The sequence below is a fragment of the Pseudomonas sp. TWI929 genome, assembly GCF_039673335.1.
Classification (GTDB): Bacteria; Pseudomonadota; Gammaproteobacteria; order Pseudomonadales; family Pseudomonadaceae; genus Aquipseudomonas.
Window position 1 is genome coordinate 14,832 of the sequence record NZ_JBDJLK010000014.1, and the last position, 19,191, is coordinate 34,022.

Genomic DNA, 19,191 nt, shown 5'->3' on the forward strand with positions numbered 1-19,191 from the left:
CAGACAAAGGCTCAGCCTTCAAGGAGGCAGCATGAACACTTGGTCGCGCCGTGCGCTGTTCGCCGCCGGTTTCTCCCTCACCGTTACCAGCGCCGCCTTTGCCGCGCTGTCTGATGTCGACCCGGGCCCCTATACCTTTGCCACCGGCGGCTACCCAATGTGGTACAAGGACAGCCTCAACCAGTCCCTGGAGCTGTGCCAGTCACGTGCCACCAGTACTCGGGTTCCTGGTACTCCGGCCGCACCGTCCTACATGTGTACCCTGCTGCCGGAGCCAGGCATCTACGACGACGCCCTGCCGCTGGTATTCCCCGACAACTGGCCACCGGAAATGTTCTGGTTCCTGGCCGAGGCCACTATCCCTGCGGTGGGCAACAGCGGCTATGAACTGGATGCCTACGTCGCCGGCGTGGAAGCGGCCTTCGCCGCAGAAAACCCGGTCGATGGCGACCAGCAGAGCTTTGCTCGTATTCGCATCCGCGTCTCGGTACCGCGCGCCGGTATCTACACCATCACCCACCCGTATGGCGTAGAGACGGTCAACGTCACCGCGCCCGGTCGGCGGGCGATCAACATCACTCGAGACATCGGTATCGGCGCACCGGGCAACTTCCGTGGCGCACTCAACGGCGCCATCGGGCCATGGTTGCGCGGTGCTGGCGGGCCATACCAGGAAGTCAACCCGGACACCGGCGCCACCGAAACCTTCATCGGCGACCCGAACCGGCCCGAAGCCGTGCTCGGCAGCCCGTTCGATACCAACTATATCCGCATCGACGGCCCGCCCGGCCGCATCGAGACCTCGCTGTTCACGGTCTCGGGCAAGGTGCTGGACGAACGTGCGCAAACGCCGGTTACGCTCGAACGCGCCACCTACTCGCGCAACGGCAACGGCACCCGCGTGGAAGTATTCGCCAAGGCCCCGAAAGACGCCAGCCTGTGCATGCGCAATGGCCTGGCATTGATCGGCACCCCGCCTTCGCCTTGCCAATACGACCTGATCAGCGACAAGGGCGGGCTGTTCTTTACCCAGCAGCTCAGCCAGAACCCGCCACCGCCGGTTGTAGTGGTCACCGCCAGCAACAGCCTCGCCGGCACCCAGCCGACCGCGCTGTCGAGCAAACTCACCGACGTGGTCAAGGTAAGTACCGCACGCTATGAATGGGCCACCAAACGCCTGGTGATCGAGGCCCGCTCCAGTGACGAAGTTGTGGTCCCGGACCTGCTGGCACAGGGTTATGGCCGCATGTCCAAACAGGGCGTGCAGCAAAGCCTGACCGTTAACGACGTGGCGCAGCCACCGGCCACCATCACGGTCAAATCGGCGCACGGCGGCAGCGACGTCGAGCCGGTGACCGTGGTCGGCACCGCCCCGGTTGAATCGGCCAACCAGCCTCCACTGGCCCAGGCCGATGGCGCCAACACCAGTGTCGGTGTCCCGATCACCCTCAACTTGCTGCAGAACGACAGCGACCCGGACGGCAACGTGCCGCTGACCATCAGCGACCTGACCCAACCTGGTACCGGACTTGGCGGCGTGGTGCTGAATGGCACTACCTCGGTTACCTACACCCCGCCAGTCGGGGCTACGCAACCACTGGTGGCCATCTTCAGTTACCGGGCGGTGGACGCCAAAGGCCTGAAGTCGGAACCGGCCACGGTCACTATCAACGTCGCGCCTAACCGGGCACCGACCGCCAACCCGGAAACCGTCGCCACCCTGGGCGTGCCATTGACCATCAACGTGCTGGCCAACGACACCGACCCAGAAGGCAACGTGCCGCTGAGCGTGGCCGCCGTTACCCAGCCGGCTACCGGGCGGGGCACAGTCAGCACCGACGGCGCCACCGTGACCTACACCCCACCGGCCACGGTGACCGCAGCCTTCACCACCACGTTCACCTACCAGGCACGTGACTCGCTGGGAGCGCTGTCCACCCCGGGCACGGTCACCGTCAACGTGTCGCCACGGCCCGCCGCGGAAACCTTTGCAGTCACGGCAGCCACAGTCACTGCGCGCTCCAACAACCGTTACAACTGGGACATCAGCGGCACCTCTTCAGTGACTACCGGCAACGTCGTCACCGTAAGGGTCACCACTACCACCGGCGTGCAGACACTGGGCACCGCCACAGTACCGGTGAATGGCCGCTGGCGTCTGGCAGTCAGTAACAGCACCACGATAATCCCGACCGCCGCGCCGACGGCGACCATCACTACCAGCCCGGGTACCACCCGCACCGTCAACGTAGTCGTGCAGTAAAGGCGGGGTAACGCCATGAAACGCCTGTATCCACTGCTGCTCAGCCTGGCCCTGGTGGGCCAGGCCAGTTGGGCCGACGACCTGATGGACAATGCCGACCTCGCGCCCGGCAACGACCTCGGTGAACCGGTGATCATCCGCCTGCTGCCGGTCGGCGCCGGCCAGGCCGCGGTGATCGAGCAGCAAGGGTCGGGCAACCGCGCCGCCCTCGACCAGAACGGCCAGGCCCTGCTGGGCCGCATCGTCCAGGCCGGGGGTGCGCAGGAAGCGTACATCTTGCAGGAAGGCAGTGACCTGATGGCCGTCATCAGCCAACAGGGATATGGCAACAGCGCGTCGATCCGCCAGAGCGGCAGCAGCAACAGTGCGGCCATCGAGCAGATCGGCAACGACAACAGCGCCAGCATCGTGCAGTCCGGCACAGGCCTTAACAGCTCTGTGACCCAGAACGGCAATGGCCAGCATGTTCAGATCACTCAATACAGATAGACCTGGAGGCACCACCATGTACAAGCTCGCTCCCCTAAGTGCCGCTATTGTCCTGGCCCTCGCAGGTCAGGCCATGGCTTCTGACAGCACCTCGTCCCAGACTCAGGACGGTAAGGAAAACAAAGCCGAAGTCAGCCAGTCCCTGGCACCTTTCGCTTCGGCCACCCAAAACCAGACCGGCAAGGGCCACAACCACCTGGCGGTTCAGGATAACAGCACCAGCGACATCCAGCAGACCGCCACAGGTTCGTACAACGCCGGCTACGGTGAGCAGCTGTACGAGAATGGCAGCCAGATCACCCAGCAAGCCGGTGGCAGTTACAACGACGCCTTCGCCAGCCAGTCCCTGGGCGTGAACAACACATCGCTGCAAACCCAGCAAGGCAGCGAAAACGCCTCGACCGTGTGGCAGGACAGCCAGGAAGGCAGCAAGGCCACCAGCATCCAGTCTGGCCAGCGCAACGAAGCCTTCATCGAGCAGACCTTCGGCGGCCTCAACAACCAAAGCACCGTCAACCAGACCGGCCAGGGCAACTATGCCGCCGCCGAGCACCTGAACCATGTCGACGGCAATATCCAGATCTTCCAGGACGGCCACGACAACTGGGCCTATGGCGACCAGCGTGAAGGCACCGGCGGCACCATCGGCATTGGCCAGTACGGTGGCGGCAACTCGGTGGAAGTGTGGCAGGACACCCAGATCGGCAGCCAGGCATCCGTGACCCAGACCGGTCAGTCGAACGAAGGCTATATCGACCAGAGCTTCGGCATGAACAACAAGGTCAGCCTGTCGCAGCAGGGCACTGCCAACGCCAGCTGGTCGGACCAGTTCGAGACCAACAACTCGACCACCACCATCACCCAGACCGGCAGCAACAACCTGCACTTCACCTACCAGAACGGTGAAAACCTCAACCTCACCATCAATACCAAGGGCGATGGCAACAGCATCACCGCCAGCAACTGGAAAGGCGCCAAGATGGGCGGCCAGTTCGGTACCGACCAAACCGCCACCATCAACCAGAACGGCAAAAACAACAGCGTCAACCTGACCCAGAACGGCGACAACCAGTTGGCCACGCTGGGCCAGCAAGGCAAAGGCAACCAGATGTCGACCAAGCAGGCCGACAGCAACAACGAGCTGTACTTCGAGCAGAACGGCACCGACAACATTCTGGTCGCCGACCAGCGTGGTACCGACAACTATGCCTACGGCAACAGCCAGGGCAACAACAACTCCATCACCCTCGACCAGTCTGGCTACAGCAACCAGAGCTACACCAACCAGCTGTACGGTAGCGGCAACGAAGCCACCATCAAGCAGACTGACAGCATCAACGTCGCCTACGTGACCCAAGGAGGCCAGGGCAACAAGGCGTTCGTAGACCAGAGCGGTATCGCCCAAACCGCCACCATCACCCAGCTGGGCAGTACGAACCTGGCAACTGTGACCCAGAAGTAAGCGTCTCCCCCTTGAACCGCGGTGCTCCTCTCCCTGGTGCCGCGGTTCCTTTTTTTCTGCCTGATCTTCTTTTTCTTTTCCGGCCCATTCGCGGGTAAACCCGCTCCCACAGGATAACCACAGGTCTGAAATCTACGGGCTGCCTGTGGGAGCGGGTTTACCCGCGAATAGGCCAGGCCTGCCAAGCGCATTACAATAGGCACCACCCAACCCGACGCCCACCCCATGATCCAGTCCGATCTCGACCTGTTCGGCCCCCAGCCGCAACGCCTGGCCAGCCACACCGTGCTGCTGCCTGGCTTCGCCCTGGCCGAAATCGAGCCGCTGCTAGACGCCCTGCGCCCGGTGCTGCGCGCCGCGCCGTTCCGGCACATGCACACCCCGGGTGGTCTGCGCATGGCGGTTGGCCTGACCAACTGCGGCACGCTGGGTTGGGTAAGTGATGAACACGGCTACCGCTACAGCCCCAGCGACCCGATCAGCGGCAAGCCCTGGCCTGCCCTGCCCCCGGTGTTGCTCAACCTTGCTGCCCGCGCTGCGGCCATGGCCGGGTTCGACGCTTTTGTACCCGATGCCTGCCTGGTCAACCACTACCTTCCTGGCACCCGCTTGAGCCTGCACCAGGACCGCGACGAGCAGGACTTCGGCCAGCCTATCGTGTCGGTTTCGCTGGGCTTGCCGGCGGTGTTCCTGTTCGGTGGTTTGCAACGCGCCGACAAAACCCAGCGCATCCCGCTGAGCCACGGCGATGTGTTGGTCTGGGGCGGCGAAGACCGCTTGCGCTTCCACGGCGTGCTGCCGATCAAGCCTGGCGTGCACCCGCGCTTGGGCGAGCGGCGGATCAACCTGACCTTGCGCAAGGCCGGTGGCTGAATCGGACTAACGGCCCGCCAGCCGGCGCAAACAAGACGAACGCACATGAAACACGTTGAACATCTTGCCCAGGCAAGCTTCAAACGTTAAGCCGCGCTTTCTTCTGCCTGGAGCCTGCCATGCCCTACCAGCCCTGTTCCCCAAGCCTTTGCAGCGGAGCCGCGCGCCCATGAAAATGCCTGGCCGCGCGCCCAATGCCTCGCTGCAACTCGATTACGTGCGCGACACCCTGTTCGGCCCGGTGGCGCAGAGCGTGGAGTGCCAGTGCCAGCTCGCCGCCCTCACCCTGCAAGGCCGCCCAGGCCTGCGCCTGCACATTTGCCCACCACTGCCCGACAAGGTCGACCGTGCCCACAGTGTGGCCTTTGTGTGGGACGGGCGTAGCTACCACGGTGTGGTCCGCGACCACGGCAAGTGCGGGGATGGCGGCTTGAACCTGTTGCTGGAGCTGCAGTAAGCCGATCAACGGCGGCCAACCTGGCTGAACCCACCGGGCGCGGCATGTCTCCATAGCAAAAGGGCCCACGCCTGCCGGAGAACGCCATGAACAGTCCGTTGCTCAAGCTCTTCACCCACCCTGCCGACGCCTGGCTGGACATTCGACGGGCCGAGGAAGACCACCCACAGCAGTACCTGCCACGCCTGCTGGCCTTGGCGCTGATCCCCGCCGTGTGCCTGTTCATTGGCACCACCACCTTCGGCTGGAGCCTGGCGGCCGAGGAGCGGGTACGCCTGAGCATGGGCAGCGCCGCGCAACTGGCAGGCCTGTTGTATGCCACCACAGTGGTCGGGGTGATGTTGATGGGGGTGATGATCCGCTGGATGTCACGCGGCTTCGATACACAGCCCAGCCTCAACCAGTGCATTGGCTTTGCCGCCTACTGCGCTACGCCATGGTTCTTTGCCGGGGTGGTCGGCCTGCTGCCAATTCGCTGGCTGGCCTTCACCGCGCTGATGGCAGCCTCGGCTTATGCCAGTGTCTTGCTGTATGGCGGGTTGCAGACGTTCCTGCGGCTGAAGAAAGAACAGGCCATGCTGTTTGCCACTTGCGTCTGGGGGGTGGGGTTATTGCTGTTGGTGACCATCCTGGTAGCAATGATCCTGTTCTGGTTCAACACCCTAATGCCGGAATACGTACGCCCGGCCAGCCTGGGCTGACCGGGGCACGGCGGGGGGCTCAGGCAATTGCCTTGAGTGGCGCCGGGTGGCTGTCGCGCAGCGCATGCAGCTGCTCCACAAGATTGACCAAGTCACGGCAGCTGTTAAGGCTTTGCAGCGGGACCCCGCTCAGGGTCACGCCCTCTTCGAGACTCTGGCCCTGGCCCAGGCGGATGGTCAGGTTGGCGCCGTCCGGGCAGCTGACTTCACAGCGATCGGGCAGGCAGGCCTGCTCGATCAGCTGCCGCATCTCTAGCATCGAAACTCCTATCAACGACATGGTACGACCCTCTCTGTGGGATGGCCTGTTGTGTGGAAGTACGCCTTTGTCGGGCGGGGCGCCAATTGATATTGCGCATGCCCGGGCAGGCGTCCATGCGTCGGGGCAATAATCATGCGGGGAATCCTCTAGCACCTTAGTGGAAGATTCTGCGCGGGGGCCGAGTGTTCGAATGCAATGGCAAACTTAACGACGAGTGGTCCCGGCCGGCCCCAGCGATGCCCACAGGTGCTGTGCCGCATAAGCCCGCCATGGTCGCCAGGCCAACGCCCGTTCGGCCAGTTGCGCATCATCGCCTTCCAGCAGGCGCAATGCCTTGATCAGCGCCACGTCGCCCAGCGGCAAGGCGTCAGCCGCGCCGGCCTGGCGCAGCGCCAGGTAGTGCGCGCTCCATGGGCCGATACCCTTGAGCAAACGCAGGTTGCGCAGCACCTCATCCAGTTCTTGCCCGCTACGCAGCAGCCCGGGTTCGGCCAACAAGGCATTGGCCAAGGTACCGAGGGTGGCGGCACGCGCCCTTGGCATGCCCATGTTTTCGAACTGCGCTGCCGCCAATGCCGCAAGTGTCGGGAACACGTGGCTCAGGCCCGGTGCGCGAAGACGCAGGGGCGCGCCGTGACGTTGCACCAATCGGCCGGCCAGGGTCATGGCTCCAGCCACACTGATTTGTTGCCCCAGCACCGTACGCATGGCTTGTTCGCAAGCGTCCCAACCTTGCGGCACGCGCAAGCCGGGCCGTTGCTTGAGCAGGTTTGCCATCAAGGGGTCGCGAGACAGCTCGCCACTGATACGCGCGGGGTCTGCGTCGAGGTCGAAGACTCGCCTCAGCCTGGCAATCAGGCCAGGCAGCATTGCTGAGGGAGCGCCCTCGAGATGGATACGCAACTGGTTGCGCAACGGCGTGGCGTGCAGGACGGCATGGTGGCCAGCCACGATCAGGGTGCGACGGTAGGTGCCTTTCTGGCAGGTTTCGATGCCTGGGATGCAGCGGGCAGCGAGAAAACCCAGGGTCGAGGGCCAGTGGTAGGGAGCGCGGTAGCGCAGCCACAGGGTGTGGTGGCTGGGGTGGGACAATGATCGGCGCACGGCGTGCAGGGTTGAGAGTTTGGGCATACGAGGATGATGCCAGAAAGCTGGGGGCGCTTTGCGCCCCTTTCGCGACACAAGGCCGCTCCCACAGGAAATCGCAATCCCTGTGGGAGCGGCCTTGTGTCGCGAAAGGGCTGCAAAGCAGCCCCAGCTTTTTCAGCCGTGCATCTGCCCAAATCGCCCGGCATGGAAATCGTCGAACGATTCGGCAATCTCCGCCTGGCTGTTCATCACGAACGGGCCATAGCCAACGATCGGCTCATCAATCGGCTCACCGCTGAGCAGCAGCACGCTAGCACCTTCCAGTGCTTCGACCGTTACATCCTCACCAACCTGGTCAAGCAACACCAGGCTGGACGGGCCGGCTTCGCGCTCGCCGTTGATCCGCACGTTACCACGCAGCACCACCAGCGCCGCGTTGCGCCCGGCGGCCACCGGCAGTTGCAAGGTTGCGCCAGCATTCAGCCGCAGGTCCCACACGTCCATGGCGGTGAAGGTTCGCGCCGGCCCCTGGTGCCCACGGAAGTCACCGGCAATCACCCGCAGGCTACCGGCGTCTGCGTCCAGCGCCACCACCGGGATGTCGTTGGCCAGTAGCGTCTGGTAGCCGGCCGCAGCACGCTTGTCCCGTGCCGGCAGGTTGACCCACAGCTGCACCATCTCCAGCGTGCCGCCACTGCGGGCAAAGCCTGGGGAGTGGAACTCTTCATGGATGATGCCGTTGGCGGCGGTCATCCACTGCACATCACCGGGGCCGATCAAGCCACCTGCGCCGGTGGAATCACGATGCTCCAGCTCGCCCTGGTAGACGATGGTCACAGTCTCGAAGCCGCGATGCGGGTGCTGGCCAACGCCACGCCGAGCACTGGTCGGGGTAAAGTCATGCGGGCCAGCGTAATCCAGCAGCAGGAACGGGCTGATCTTGCTGGCCAGGTCGTCATAGGTGAACAAGCTGCGCACCGGGAAACCATCACCTACCCAGTGGGCGTGTGGGCTGCGGTGGATACCCAGAATCTTTTTCATGAGAAGGCTCCTCTCTTGGTTGGGATAACCTTATCAATGATGCCAATCAGGCGGTAGACCGCTTAAACGACCTACTTCGTTCCACAAATAGAACAATCAGCCTTGCAGGAAACTTAGCACCTGCTCCGCCGCCATGGCCGGGTCTTCTTGCATGAAACAGTGTCCACCAGCGACCTGCTGCGCGCTCACATTGCGGTTGAGCGCCGTAAGGCGGTTCACCGAGTGGGGTACGAAGGGGTAAGTATGTTCGCCATACAACACCCGCGTCGGCGTGCTGATTGCGCCAAGGCTGGCCCACATGCGCTTTGGGAACGAGCTGAAGATTTCCACCTCACGGCTGGGCCGGCACTTGAGCACCACGGCTTCGCCACAATCGCCGATGGCATGCTCGACATAGGCCTGCAGCGCCGCATCGGTCCAGCCTTTGAAGATGCCACGGCCTTGCAGCGAAGCCAGCGCCGCCTCGCGGTCTGGCCAGTGGCTGCGCCGGTTAGCAGCCTTGCGCGCCAGGGCATGACGCTGATGCAGGCCGACCAGTGCCGCCGCCCCCATCACACCGAGCATACGCCGGCTGAACAGCACCGGGTCCAGCAGCACGGCACGCGCGAAAAGCTGCGGCTCACTGGCCAGGATCAGCCCGGTAAGCACGCCACCGAAGCTGTGCCCCACGGCAAACCGTGGCACGTCGCCGTACTCCTCACGCCCGGCCTGAAAGGCCTCCACAGCCAGGGCGGCGGTACGGTTCCAACCGCGAAACACCCCGCCATGGTCGCTGTCGCCATGCCCCTGGACATCGCAGAGCCACAGGTCGAAATGCTCGCCAAGGCGCATCAGCAATGGCTGGTAAGCCAGGCAGCAGAAGCCATTGCCATGCAGAAAATGCAGCAACGGCTTGCCACTGGCCGGGGTTCGCCAGCCACGCAGGGTGAAGCCTTCGGGACATTCGTGGGACCAGGGGATCAACTGCATCGGCTTGCTGCACTCGCGGGGCTAGGAAAACGCCGATTCTACAAACAGCAGCGGGTACAGTGAAATCACCAGCAGCAAGGCCATCAGGACATTGAACAGCATCAGCCAGCGCGGGTTCTGCAACAGGTTGCGCAGGGCGCTGCCGAACATCACCCACACACCCACGCTTGGCAGGTTGACCAGGGCGAACAAGGCAGCAATGACGATCACATTGGTCACATAGCCCTGCGCCGGCGTGTAGGTGGTAATCGCCCCCACCGCCATCACCCAGGCCTTGGGGTTTACCCACTGGAAGGCTGCCGCGCCCCAGAAGCCCAGCGGTTGGCGTGCGCTGGATGAAGCCGTGCCGACCGGCCCGGAGGTGGCGATCTTCCAGGCCAGGTACAGCAGGTAAGCGGCGCCGGTGTAGCGCAGCACTGTGTATAACGGCGGCCAGGCCTTGAACACCTCACCCAGGCCCAGGCCGACGGCCAGTACCATCACCATGAAGCCACAGCTGATACCCAGCGCGTGGGGGATCGAGCGACGCACGCCAAAGTTCACCCCCGAGGCCAGCAACATGGTGTTGTTGGGCCCAGGGGTAATGGAAGACACGAAGGCAAACAGCACGAAGGCAGTCAGCAAGTCGGCAGAGGCAAGCATGGCGGGCATTCCACTTTCTTGATAGGTGCTGTCACACTAACGGAGTCGCCCTCTCTTGCGACCGATACAGTTCTAATAAATTATGTAGATACACATTACTGTACCGCCACTTGGATCAAGGAAGCCGTCCCCATGAGCCTCACCATTCGACCTGCCGTTCGTACCGATGCCGAGCAGATCCTGGCCTTCATCACTGAACTGGCCGAGTACGAGCGCGCCCGCCACGAAGTGGTCGCCAGCCTTGCCGACATCGAGCACAGCCTGTTCGACGAAGGCAGCACCGTGCACAGCCTGATGTGCGAACGCGATGGGCGGGCTATCGGTTTTGCGGTGTACTTCTACAGTTACTCGACCTGGCTGGGGCGCAATGGCATTTACCTGGAAGACCTTTACGTGACGCCCGAGCAGCGCGGTGACGGCGCCGGGCGGCAGTTGCTGCAGCACATTGCCCGCGAGGCAGTGGCGAACAACTGCGGGCGGCTGGAGTGGAGTGTGCTGGACTGGAACGAGCCGGCGATCGGCTTCTATGAGAAGTTGGGGGCCGAGGCGCAGGACGAGTGGGTGCGTTACCGGTTGGATGGGGAGAAACTGGCGGCGTTTGCCCGGGGTTGATTGGGCAAACTGGCTGCTGTCTGTCGCCTGTGCCGGCCCCTTCGCGGGCGCGCCCGCTCCCACAGGGTACGCGGAGCAGCTGCCAGCACAGTTATCTGCGTGACAGCGCAGCCCAAAGGGCTGGGCAATCTCCTTCAGCTTATGGGTTGCTGCTGCGGTACTTGGCAATTGACGCCAAGCCCGCCCCATGCTCTCCTTACACCTCACGTTCAGGTGCCCCCAATGGGGGTGAAACGGGAAACCGGTGCGTCGCAGGCCCTGCAAACAGGGCCGGACAAGGCCGGTGCTGCCCCCGCAACGGTAAGCGAGCGAAGCGTCTATACCACTGTGCCCGGTAGTTCGGCATGGGAAGGTGACGCCTTCCAGGAGCCCTGCTCCTCCTCGCAAGCCCGGAGACCGGCCTGGCGTTCATGAACACCCCGCGGTGGGCGGGCGCTGTTGCATTCCCCTGGGCAATCATGCCCGGGGCTGCCGCGCTCGCCCGTTGCCCACAAAAAAGCAGAGGAACGCGTCATGCCCGTCACCAGCGCCAAGCAGCACAGCCTTGCCACCCCGGTCACCCTCAGTCAGCGTGTAGTCATCGCCGTCGGCGCCAGCCTGCTGGGCCTGTGCCTGGTGTACTTCGCCGGCTTCTCGCACATCGAGGCCGTGCACAACGCCGCCCACGACACCCGCCACAGCGCCGCCTTCCCCTGCCACTGAGTACGCCCGATGATTACGCGCATTGCCCGTACCGCGGGCTTCAGCGGGCTGCTTGCTGCCTTGCTGCTGACCCTGCTGCAGAGTTTCTGGGTCGCCCCGTTGATTCTCGAGGCAGAAACCTACGAGTCTGCGGCACCGGCCGCACACCACGAACATGGCAGTGAAGTGGCCGCCCATGAACACAGTGCCGAAGCCTGGTCGCCGGAAGACGGCTGGCAGCGCGTGCTGTCTACCACCGGTGGCAACCTGGTGGTCGCGGTCGGCTTCGCCTTGATCCTCACCGCCCTGTACAGCCTGCGCGAGCCCAAGCGCGCCGGCACTGGCGCATTGTGGGGGCTGGCCGGCTTTGCCGTGTTCTGCCTGGCCCCGACCCTGGGCCTGCCACCAGAACTGCCAGGTACTGCGGCCGCCGACCTGGGGCAACGCCAGGCCTGGTGGGTTGGCACAGCCAGCGCTACAGCCCTGGGGCTGGCCATGCTGGTATTCGCCCGCCACTGGCTGCTGAAGGCGCTGGGCGCCGTGCTGCTGGTCATTCCCCATGTAATCGGCGCACCGCAGCCCGAAGTGCACGAAAGCCTGGCCCCCGAAGCACTGGAAACCCAGTTCAAACTGGCCTCCTGGCTGACCAACGCCGCCTTCTGGCTGGCCTTGGGCCTGCTCAGCGCATGGCTGTTCCGCCGTTCCAGCCAGGCCTGATGCCGGTTTTTTACGCCGGTTTCGGTTGCCGCCGGGGTTGCCCGGCGGATACCCTGCAAACCTTGCTGCGCCAGGCCTTGGAACACCAGGGCCTGGCGTTGGCCGATCTACGCGGTATCGCCAGCATTAGCCTTAAGGCCGACGAACCCGGCTTGCAGCAACTGGCCGATCGCCTCGGTTTGCCCTTGGTGCTGTACCATGGCGCGCAACTGCAACCCTACGAACCATTGCTCAGCCATCGTTCTGCCGCTGCCCATGCCCATAGCGGCTGCTGGGGCGTGGCGGAGAGCGCTGCCCTGGCCCTGGCCAGCCAGTGGCTTGGCACTGCCCGGTTGCTGCTGCCCCGTCAGGTACTGGGTCCGGCCACGCTCGCCCTGGCCTGCTGAACGCTTCATATCCTTTTCTTGCAAGGACTTTCCATGACCGTCTACTTCATCGGCGCCGGCCCCGGCGACCCGGAACTGATCACGGTCAAGGGCCAACGGCTGATCCGCCAGTGCCCGGTGATCATCTATGCCGGCTCACTGGTACCGGCCGCCGTGCTCGAAGGCCACCAGGCCGAGACCGTGATCAACAGTGCCGAGCTGCACCTGGAGCAGATCATCGCGGCCATGCGCAACGCTCACGAACAAGGCCAGGATGTGGCCCGGGTACATAGCGGCGACCCAAGCCTGTATGGCGCCATCGGCGAGCAGATCCGCCACCTGCAGGTGCTGGGCATCGATTACCAGATCATCCCCGGCGTCACCGCCACGGCGGCCAGCGCCGCCCTGCTCGGCTGCGAACTGACCCTGCCACAAGTGGCGCAGACGGTAATCCTCACCCGCTATGGCGACAGCTCACCGATGCCACCGGGCGAGCAACTGGGCGACCTGGCGCGCCATGGCAGCACCTTGGCGATTCACCTGGGGGTCAAGCACCTGGCGCGCATCGTCGATGAGTTGCTACCGCATTACGGCGCGCACTGCCCGGTGGCGGTGGTCCATCGCGCCACCTGGCCAGACCAGGACTGGGTGCGCGGCACCCTCGGCAATATTGTCGAACGCGTTGCGGCCAAGGCCTTCCGGCGCACGGCGCTGATCCTCGTGGGCCACGTGCTGGGCGACACGCCGTTCGCCGAGTCGGCCTTGTACCGCGCCGGGCACGCACACTTGTATCGCCCTGGCGACTGAGCATTGCCAGGCTTGCCGCCGGCGTAGCAGACTCCGGGTTCCCGCCTGCGAACAGGAGTCATGCCCATGCTGGACTTACGCCCCAACTGCGAGTGCTGCGATACCGACCTGCCGGGTGACAGCCCCGACACGCTGATCTGCTCCTTTGAATGCACTTTCTGCCGCACCTGTGCCGAAACCCGCTTTCAGGGCCGTTGCCCGAACTGCTCCGGCCAGTTGGTGGCTCGCCCCACGCGGGTCGGCCAGGCGCTGCTCAATAACCCCGCCTCGACCCTGCGCGTGAACAAAGCGCACTCCGCCTGCGCCTGACTGGCCCAAAAACAGACATTGCCGCTTTGATAGGGTGATGTCTTTCCCGTTATTTGTAGGAAATTTCGACAACAACCACGGGGATTATCAACACTTCTATACTCGGCATTACCAAACTTCGGGAATGGTCGTATCGTGCAGCGCTTCCGACAACCCCACTTGCAGACGTATTCCTGAGTGATCAAGGAAGCGGACCACATCCCGACAGGAGTTTTCCTCATGACAACCGTGCTGATCGTCGACGACCACCCCATCGTCCGGCTGTCGTTGCGCCTACTGCTCGAGCGTGAGCGCTTTCATGTCGTCGGAGAGGTCGGCAATGGCAGCGAAGTGGCGCAGGTAGCCCGCGATCTGCGCCCGGACGTGGTCATTCTCGACATCGGCCTGCCCGGCCTGGACGGCATGGAAGTGATCAAGCGCCTGCAATGCCTGGAACCGGTACCCAAGATCATGGTGCTGACCGGGCAAGCCACCGACCTGTACGTGCGGCGCTGCCTGGATGCCGGCATCGGCGCCTTCGTCACCAAGGAAGAGGACCACGAGGCCCTGCTGTTTGCCCTCAAGGCCCTGGTCAAGGGCTACTCGACCTTCCCGCAGATGTCGGTCAACAGCAACTCGCTGGAGAGCGAGCCAGTGCGCCTGGCCAGCCTTTCCAACCGGGAAATGGAAGTACTGCGGCGCCTGGCGCGCGGCGAAAACAACAAGAACATTGGCACCTGCATGAACCTCAGCGCCAAGACCATCAGTACTTACCGAGGCCGCATCATGGAAAAGCTCAAGACGGAATCCTTGGTTGAAATGGTCGACCTGGCCAAACGCAACAGCGTCTACTGAGCGCTTGGCAGCCATGAAGCGCCTGCTGGCGAGCGCCCTTCTGGCCATCGGCCTGGTTTGTTCCAGCGGGCTGTTGGCCAACAGTGAACCCCGCCAGCTGCTGGCCCGCTCGGTCAGCGCCGCAACACCGCTACCGCTGCCCAGCGAAGACCGCCAGTGGCTACAGCAACGCCAACACCTGGTGCTGGGCAGTTCGCGGCCCGACTACCCGCCGTTCGAAATCAACGTCAGCCAGCATGACTACGAAGGCCTCAGCGCCGATTACGCAGGTATCATTGCCGAACAGCTGGGCATAGCCATCGAAGTACGTTGCTACGACAACCGCCACGAAGCCATTGCCGCGCTGCGCGATGGCCGCATCGACCTGCTGGGTAGCTCCAATGCCTTCGAGGCAGCAGATGCCCAGCTCAGCCTTAGCACCCCTTATGCTGAGGACCTGCCGGTGATCGTCACCCGCGAGGGGCGCAGCCTGAAGAACACACCCGACCTCGCCGGCCTGCGCCTGGCCATGGTCGATCATTACCTGCCGGCCAGTACCGTACGCGCCCTCTACCCCAAGGCGCAATTGAGCCTGTACCGCTCAACCCTGGCCGGGCTTGCCGCCGTCGAACTGGGCGAGGCCGACGCCTACCTGGGCGATGCCATCAGCACCGACTTCACGATTGGCAAGAGTTATCAGGGCGCGTTGAAGATCGACCACTTTTCCCAGGCTGCCCCCGAGGCCTTCGCCTTTGCCCTGGCCAACGACAACCCGCGTTTGCATCGGCTGGTCGACCAGGCGCTTGCGCGCATCAGCGAAAGCGAACGCCTGAACATCCTGCGGCGCTGGAGCAGTGGCAACACCAGCTTGCTGTTGCAGCGCCACCTCGCCGCGCTGACCGCCGAAGAAGAAGCCTGGATCGCCGCCAACCCTACCATCGACGTGCTGATCAATACCTCACTGGCGCCACTGACCTTCAACGATGCCCAGCACCACCCCAGCGGCATCACCCTCGACCTGCTCAAGCAGATTTCATTGCGCACAGGGCTGCACTTCAAACCCGTCGAGAGCACGTCCGCCTATGCGATGGTTGAACGCCTGGGCCAAGGTGATGCGCAGATGATCGGCGCCCTGGGCTACGGCGCAGACCGTTCCAGGCAACTGCGCTATACCCGCCCTTACCTGGTCAGCCCAAGGGTGTTGGTCACCCGCAGCGACAATGCATCGCCGGCGCAAGCCAAGGCACTGGACGGCCAGCGTATCGCCCTGGTGCGTGGCTCACCGCAACGGGCCGTGTTGCAGCAACGCTACCCGCAGGCCAGGCTGATCGAAGTGGATAACCCGCTCGGCCTGATGGAAGCCGTGGCCAACGACACTGCCGATGTTGCCTTGAGCAGCCATATCAATGCCGCCTACTACATCAGCCATGTGTTCAAGGACCGTTTGCGCATCGCCAGTGTGCTCGATGACGACCCGGCCATTGCCGCCTTTGCCGTGGCCTCCGACCAACCGCAGCTGCAGGCCATTCTCGACAAGGCACTGCTGAGCATACCGCCAGAAGAGCTGGACCAGTTGATCAACCGCTGGCGCACCAGCACGCTGGTCAGCGACAGCCCGTGGCGCGACTACCGCACCCTGGCCGTGCAGGTGCTGGTGCTGTCGGCCATGTTGCTGGCCGGGGTGGTGTTCTGGAACAGCTACCTGCGCAAGCTCATCAACCAACGCACCGAGGCCCAGCATGCCCTGCAGGCCCAATTGGCGCTCAGCCGCGGCCTGCTCGAACAGCTGCGCCAGGCCAAGGACGACGCTGAACAGGCCAGCCACACAAAAAGTACTTTCCTGGCCACCATGAGCCATGAAATCCGCACCCCGATGAATGCTGTGATCGGCCTGCTGGAGCTGGCCCTGGAAGACAGCCGTAACGGCCGCTGTGACACTCAGACCTTGCAGACCGCCTATGACTCGGCCATCGGCCTGCTTGAGCTGATTGGCGATACTCTCGACATTTCACGCATCGAGTCCGGGCACATTACCCTGCAACCGGTAGCCACCAACCTGGTTGAGCTGGTACGCGCCACGGTTCGGGTATTTGAAGGCAATGCGCGAACCAAAGGCCTGCATCTGCACAGCGAGCTGCCCGCTTCGCCCGTCTGGGTTCTGGCAGACCCGCTGCGGCTCAAACAGGTGCTGTCCAACCTGATCAGCAACGCCATCAAGTTCACCGACCGCGGCGAAGTCCAGGCCAGCCTGGTGCTGGCCAAGGCTGCCGACCACAGCGGCCTGGCAGTTGAACTGAATGTGCGCGACACCGGCATCGGCATCAGCGCCGCCGACCAGGCCCGGCTGTTCAATGCCTTCGCTCAAGCCGAAGGCCCACGGGCACGCCAAGGGGCAGGCCTGGGCTTGGTCATCAGCCGCAGCCTGGCCGAATTGATGGGCGGCACCTTGAGCTTGCAGAGTGTCGAAGGCGTCGGCACCCGGGTACACGTCAACCTGCAACTGCCCGCCTGCGCAGCACCTATGCAAGCCGAGCAGGACATGCCAGCACTGGAAAGCAGCAGCGGCCCGCTGAACATCCTGGTAGTCGACGACTACCCTGCCAACCTGCTGTTGCTGGAGCGGCAACTGCACACCCTGGGGCATCGCGTGACCCTGGCAGAGAACGGCGAAATTGCCCTGGCACGTTGGCAGGCAGCGCGCTTCGACCTGGTGATTACCGACTGCAGCATGCCGGTCATGGACGGCCACGAACTCACCCGCCGCATTCGCAGTTTGGAGGGCGAGTGCGGCCTGACAGCGTGCCGGATCCTCGGCGTAACCGCCAACGCCCAGGCCGAGGAGCGTGCCCGCTGCCTGGCCAGCGGCATGGATGAATGCCTGTTCAAACCGATTGGCCTGCGCACGCTCAAAGCCCACCTGCCCTACGCCCACTCCCAGCACCAGCCCCCGCAAGCACGCCACAGCGGGTTCAACCTGGCTGAGTTGCGCCACCTGACCCAGGATGACGAACAACTGACGCGGCATTTGCTTGAGCAATTGTCGAAAAGCGTCGGTGAAGACCTGGCCACCTTGCGCGCGCTAAACCCAGATGCCCCTGATGAGGCAGTCCGCGCCCTGGCCCACCGCATCAAGGGCGGGGCCAAGATGATCAGGGTGCGCACCGTGGTCAAGGACTGCGAAGCCATCGAGCAAGCTCACGCCCAAGGACTGCCAACCGTTGACGAACGCGCACAACTGCAAGCCAGCCTGCAGGCCCTGCTTGAGGAAATGGGCGATGCGCTCAATGCAATTGCAGCGTCGAACTGATCTGGCTGATGGCATCTACCACGTGCCGTGAGCCCTGTTGAATTTCCATGATCACCGTCCCGGCCTCGTTGGCCAGCGCCACGCCGTGGCCGGTGCGGTTCAGGCTTGACTGCATACTGGCCACCGCCAACAGTGACAGGTCGTGGTTCTGCCGCACCACATCGACGATTTCCAGGGTTGCCTTGCTGGTCCGCGCTGCCAGGTTGCGCACCTCATCGGCTACCACGGCAAAGCCGCGCCCATGTTCGCCTGCACGGGCCGCCTCGATGGCTGCATTCAGGGCCAGCAGGTTGGTCTGATCGGCGATGCCGCGAATGGTCAGCACGATCTGCCCGATCACGTCCGATTGCTTGCTCACTGCGTCAATGCTGCGCGCGGCGTCGTTAAGCTCCTGGGAAATCTGCTCAATCACCTGCACCGCCTGCTGCACCACCTCGGTGCCCTTGCGCGCGCAGGCGTCAGTCTGCACCGAACTGGCATGGGCGGCGTCGGCGGCGCTTTGCTGGGTGCTGACCTGGTGGGTGATGTCGCTGGCAAACTTCACCACCTTGTACAGGCGGCCCTTGTTGTCGAAGATTGGGTTATAGGAGGCCTCCAGGTACACCGTCTGGCCTCGCTTGTTGATGCGCTCGAAGCGGTGCGAATGGTATTCGCCACGGTTAAGCGAAGCCCAGAATGCGCGGTACGCGGTCGACTCACGCTCATGGGCCAGGCAGAACAGCCCGTGATGGCGGCCGACCACTTCATCAAGGCAGTAGCCCATGGTGTCGAGGAAGTTCTGGTTGGCCGTGATCACCCGGCCTTGCGGCGTGAACTCGATGACCGCCATGGAGCGGCTGATGGCCTTGAGCAGGCTTTCGCTCTCATGTTCCAGCACCACCCGCTGGCTGATGTCGGTGGCCACCTTGATCACGCTGCTGACCTGGCGCTGCTCATCCAGTACCGGCATGTAACTGGCTTCCAGCCAGACTTCGCGCCCGGCTTTGTCGATACGTTCGAAGGTACCGCTGATGGCCTTGCCCTGCCCCAGTTCACGCCACAGCTGCTGGTATTCGGCGCTTTTTGCGTAGCCAGGCTCACAGAACAGCCGGTGGTGCTTGCCACGCAATTCGTCGGCGCTGTAGCCCATGGCCAGGCAGAAGCGCTCGTTGGCATCGAGGATGGTACCGTCGGGGGCGAACTCGATCATCGCCATGGAACGACTGATGGCTGCCAGTTTGGCTTGCGCATTGGCCAAAGCCTGGTGGCTGCGCTGGATCTCGAGCAGGTCGGACTTGCGGTGGAAATCGAACATGACGCCGGGCTCCTTTATGCGCGGTTTCATGAGCATAG

The 19,191-nt window shown here is 63.6% G+C and carries 20 protein-coding genes and 1 riboswitch; of the genes, 14 read left to right on the forward strand and 6 right to left on the reverse strand.

Features of this window, described 5'->3' with window-relative positions; all coding sequences use genetic code 11:
- The first annotated feature begins 31 nt into the window (after nucleotides 1–31).
- From ABE456_RS08815 to ABE456_RS08840, 6 genes are all read left to right on the forward strand, one after another.
- Nucleotides 32–2,263: an Ig-like domain-containing protein gene (locus ABE456_RS08815; RefSeq protein ID WP_346643543.1), complete on the forward strand. Its 2,232-nt coding sequence runs from the start codon at nucleotides 32–34 to the stop codon at nucleotides 2,261–2,263.
- 15 nt (nucleotides 2,264–2,278) lie between these two features.
- Nucleotides 2,279–2,752 (forward strand): curlin, encoded by a 474-nt coding sequence (locus ABE456_RS08820; RefSeq protein ID WP_346643544.1) that lies wholly within the window; start codon nucleotides 2,279–2,281, stop codon nucleotides 2,750–2,752.
- A gap of 16 nt (nucleotides 2,753–2,768) precedes the next feature.
- A complete protein-coding gene (locus ABE456_RS08825; RefSeq protein WP_346643545.1) occupies nucleotides 2,769–4,214 on the forward strand; it encodes a curlin in 1,446 nt (481 codons plus the stop codon).
- A 225-nt stretch (nucleotides 4,215–4,439) separates the two neighbouring features.
- On the forward strand, nucleotides 4,440–5,087 hold the full coding sequence (gene alkB / locus ABE456_RS08830; RefSeq protein WP_346643546.1) for a DNA oxidative demethylase AlkB: 648 nt from the start codon (nucleotides 4,440–4,442) through the stop codon (nucleotides 5,085–5,087).
- A 169-nt stretch (nucleotides 5,088–5,256) separates the two neighbouring features.
- Complete coding sequence (locus tag ABE456_RS08835; protein WP_346643547.1) at nucleotides 5,257–5,544, forward strand: hypothetical protein; 288 nt, start codon at nucleotides 5,257–5,259, stop codon at nucleotides 5,542–5,544.
- 86 nt (nucleotides 5,545–5,630) lie between these two features.
- Nucleotides 5,631–6,245: a Yip1 family protein gene (locus tag ABE456_RS08840; RefSeq protein ID WP_346643548.1), complete on the forward strand. Its 615-nt coding sequence runs from the start codon at nucleotides 5,631–5,633 to the stop codon at nucleotides 6,243–6,245.
- Between the two features lie 19 nt (nucleotides 6,246–6,264).
- Here the strand turns inward: ABE456_RS08840 and ABE456_RS08845 are convergent, their stop codons facing one another.
- The 5 genes from ABE456_RS08845 to ABE456_RS08865 form a co-directional block, all read right to left on the reverse strand.
- Nucleotides 6,265–6,525 carry a DUF1652 domain-containing protein gene (locus ABE456_RS08845; protein WP_346643549.1) on the reverse strand — a complete coding sequence of 87 codons (261 nt, stop codon included), beginning with the start codon at nucleotides 6,523–6,525 and terminating at the stop codon, nucleotides 6,265–6,267.
- Between the two features lie 186 nt (nucleotides 6,526–6,711).
- A complete protein-coding gene (locus ABE456_RS08850) occupies nucleotides 6,712–7,638 on the reverse strand; it encodes an AlkA N-terminal domain-containing protein (protein WP_346643550.1) in 927 nt (308 codons plus the stop codon).
- A 132-nt stretch (nucleotides 7,639–7,770) separates the two neighbouring features.
- Complete coding sequence (locus ABE456_RS08855; RefSeq protein ID WP_346643551.1) at nucleotides 7,771–8,637, reverse strand: pirin family protein; 867 nt, start codon at nucleotides 8,635–8,637, stop codon at nucleotides 7,771–7,773.
- Nucleotides 8,638–8,733: 96 nt separating this feature from the next.
- Complete coding sequence (locus tag ABE456_RS08860; RefSeq protein WP_346643552.1) at nucleotides 8,734–9,606, reverse strand: alpha/beta hydrolase; 873 nt, start codon at nucleotides 9,604–9,606, stop codon at nucleotides 8,734–8,736.
- Between the two features lie 21 nt (nucleotides 9,607–9,627).
- A complete protein-coding gene (locus tag ABE456_RS08865) occupies nucleotides 9,628–10,257 on the reverse strand; it encodes a LysE family translocator (RefSeq protein WP_346643553.1) in 630 nt (209 codons plus the stop codon).
- Nucleotides 10,258–10,380: 123 nt separating this feature from the next.
- Here ABE456_RS08865 and ABE456_RS08870 point away from each other — a divergent pair, with 123 nt between their 5' ends.
- From ABE456_RS08870 to ABE456_RS08905, 8 genes are all read left to right on the forward strand, one after another.
- On the forward strand, nucleotides 10,381–10,860 hold the full coding sequence (locus ABE456_RS08870; protein WP_346643554.1) for a GNAT family N-acetyltransferase: 480 nt from the start codon (nucleotides 10,381–10,383) through the stop codon (nucleotides 10,858–10,860).
- Between the two features lie 194 nt (nucleotides 10,861–11,054).
- Nucleotides 11,055–11,280: riboswitch (cobalamin riboswitch) on the forward strand.
- Between the two features lie 93 nt (nucleotides 11,281–11,373).
- On the forward strand, nucleotides 11,374–11,562 hold the full coding sequence (locus ABE456_RS08875) for a CbtB domain-containing protein (protein ID WP_012272173.1): 189 nt from the start codon (nucleotides 11,374–11,376) through the stop codon (nucleotides 11,560–11,562).
- Between the two features lie 9 nt (nucleotides 11,563–11,571).
- The gene (locus ABE456_RS08880) at nucleotides 11,572–12,258 is read left to right on the forward strand and encodes a CbtA family protein (RefSeq protein ID WP_346643555.1); all 687 of its coding nucleotides are present in this window, start codon (nucleotides 11,572–11,574) and stop codon (nucleotides 12,256–12,258) included.
- Entirely contained in the window at nucleotides 12,258–12,644 is a 387-nt protein-coding gene (locus ABE456_RS08885; RefSeq protein WP_346643605.1) for a cobalamin biosynthesis protein, read from the forward strand. The genes ABE456_RS08880 and ABE456_RS08885 overlap by 1 nt, the downstream gene beginning before the upstream one ends.
- Nucleotides 12,645–12,677: 33 nt before the next feature.
- Nucleotides 12,678–13,430 (forward strand): precorrin-4 C(11)-methyltransferase, encoded by a 753-nt coding sequence (gene cobM, locus ABE456_RS08890; protein ID WP_346643556.1) that lies wholly within the window; start codon nucleotides 12,678–12,680, stop codon nucleotides 13,428–13,430.
- A 66-nt stretch (nucleotides 13,431–13,496) separates the two neighbouring features.
- Nucleotides 13,497–13,739 (forward strand): DUF1272 domain-containing protein, encoded by a 243-nt coding sequence (locus ABE456_RS08895; RefSeq protein ID WP_346643557.1) that lies wholly within the window; start codon nucleotides 13,497–13,499, stop codon nucleotides 13,737–13,739.
- Between the two features lie 219 nt (nucleotides 13,740–13,958).
- On the forward strand, nucleotides 13,959–14,573 hold the full coding sequence (locus ABE456_RS08900; protein WP_346643558.1) for a response regulator transcription factor: 615 nt from the start codon (nucleotides 13,959–13,961) through the stop codon (nucleotides 14,571–14,573).
- Nucleotides 14,574–14,586: 13 nt separating this feature from the next.
- On the forward strand, nucleotides 14,587–17,859 hold the full coding sequence (locus ABE456_RS08905) for a transporter substrate-binding domain-containing protein (protein WP_346643559.1): 3,273 nt from the start codon (nucleotides 14,587–14,589) through the stop codon (nucleotides 17,857–17,859).
- On the opposite strand, the gene ABE456_RS08910 is transcribed toward ABE456_RS08905, so the two are convergent.
- A complete protein-coding gene (locus ABE456_RS08910; RefSeq protein ID WP_346643560.1) occupies nucleotides 17,834–19,153 on the reverse strand; it encodes a PAS domain-containing methyl-accepting chemotaxis protein in 1,320 nt (439 codons plus the stop codon). The two genes, ABE456_RS08905 and ABE456_RS08910, sit on opposite strands and share 26 nt — an antisense overlap.
- Nucleotides 19,154–19,191 lie beyond the last annotated feature (38 nt).

Coding starts and splice junctions, on each gene's coding strand:
- ABE456_RS08815 (WP_346643543.1), top strand. CDS start 32: ATGAACACTTGGTCGCGCCGTGCGCTGTTCGCCGCCGGTTTCTCCCTC.
- ABE456_RS08820 (WP_346643544.1), top strand. CDS start 2,279: ATGAAACGCCTGTATCCACTGCTGCTCAGCCTGGCCCTGGTGGGCCAG.
- ABE456_RS08825 (WP_346643545.1), top strand. CDS start 2,769: ATGTACAAGCTCGCTCCCCTAAGTGCCGCTATTGTCCTGGCCCTCGCA.
- alkB (WP_346643546.1), top strand. CDS start 4,440: ATGATCCAGTCCGATCTCGACCTGTTCGGCCCCCAGCCGCAACGCCTG.
- ABE456_RS08835 (WP_346643547.1), top strand. CDS start 5,257: ATGAAAATGCCTGGCCGCGCGCCCAATGCCTCGCTGCAACTCGATTAC.
- ABE456_RS08840 (WP_346643548.1), top strand. CDS start 5,631: ATGAACAGTCCGTTGCTCAAGCTCTTCACCCACCCTGCCGACGCCTGG.
- ABE456_RS08845 (WP_346643549.1), bottom strand. CDS start 6,525: ATGTCGTTGATAGGAGTTTCGATGCTAGAGATGCGGCAGCTGATCGAG.
- ABE456_RS08850 (WP_346643550.1), bottom strand. CDS start 7,638: ATGCCCAAACTCTCAACCCTGCACGCCGTGCGCCGATCATTGTCCCAC.
- ABE456_RS08855 (WP_346643551.1), bottom strand. CDS start 8,637: ATGAAAAAGATTCTGGGTATCCACCGCAGCCCACACGCCCACTGGGTA.
- ABE456_RS08860 (WP_346643552.1), bottom strand. CDS start 9,606: ATGCAGTTGATCCCCTGGTCCCACGAATGTCCCGAAGGCTTCACCCTG.
- ABE456_RS08865 (WP_346643553.1), bottom strand. CDS start 10,257: ATGCCCGCCATGCTTGCCTCTGCCGACTTGCTGACTGCCTTCGTGCTG.
- ABE456_RS08870 (WP_346643554.1), top strand. CDS start 10,381: ATGAGCCTCACCATTCGACCTGCCGTTCGTACCGATGCCGAGCAGATC.
- ABE456_RS08875 (WP_012272173.1), top strand. CDS start 11,374: ATGCCCGTCACCAGCGCCAAGCAGCACAGCCTTGCCACCCCGGTCACC.
- ABE456_RS08880 (WP_346643555.1), top strand. CDS start 11,572: ATGATTACGCGCATTGCCCGTACCGCGGGCTTCAGCGGGCTGCTTGCT.
- ABE456_RS08885 (WP_346643605.1), top strand. CDS start 12,258: ATGCCGGTTTTTTACGCCGGTTTCGGTTGCCGCCGGGGTTGCCCGGCG.
- cobM (WP_346643556.1), top strand. CDS start 12,678: ATGACCGTCTACTTCATCGGCGCCGGCCCCGGCGACCCGGAACTGATC.
- ABE456_RS08895 (WP_346643557.1), top strand. CDS start 13,497: ATGCTGGACTTACGCCCCAACTGCGAGTGCTGCGATACCGACCTGCCG.
- ABE456_RS08900 (WP_346643558.1), top strand. CDS start 13,959: ATGACAACCGTGCTGATCGTCGACGACCACCCCATCGTCCGGCTGTCG.
- ABE456_RS08905 (WP_346643559.1), top strand. CDS start 14,587: ATGAAGCGCCTGCTGGCGAGCGCCCTTCTGGCCATCGGCCTGGTTTGT.
- ABE456_RS08910 (WP_346643560.1), bottom strand. CDS start 19,153: ATGTTCGATTTCCACCGCAAGTCCGACCTGCTCGAGATCCAGCGCAGC.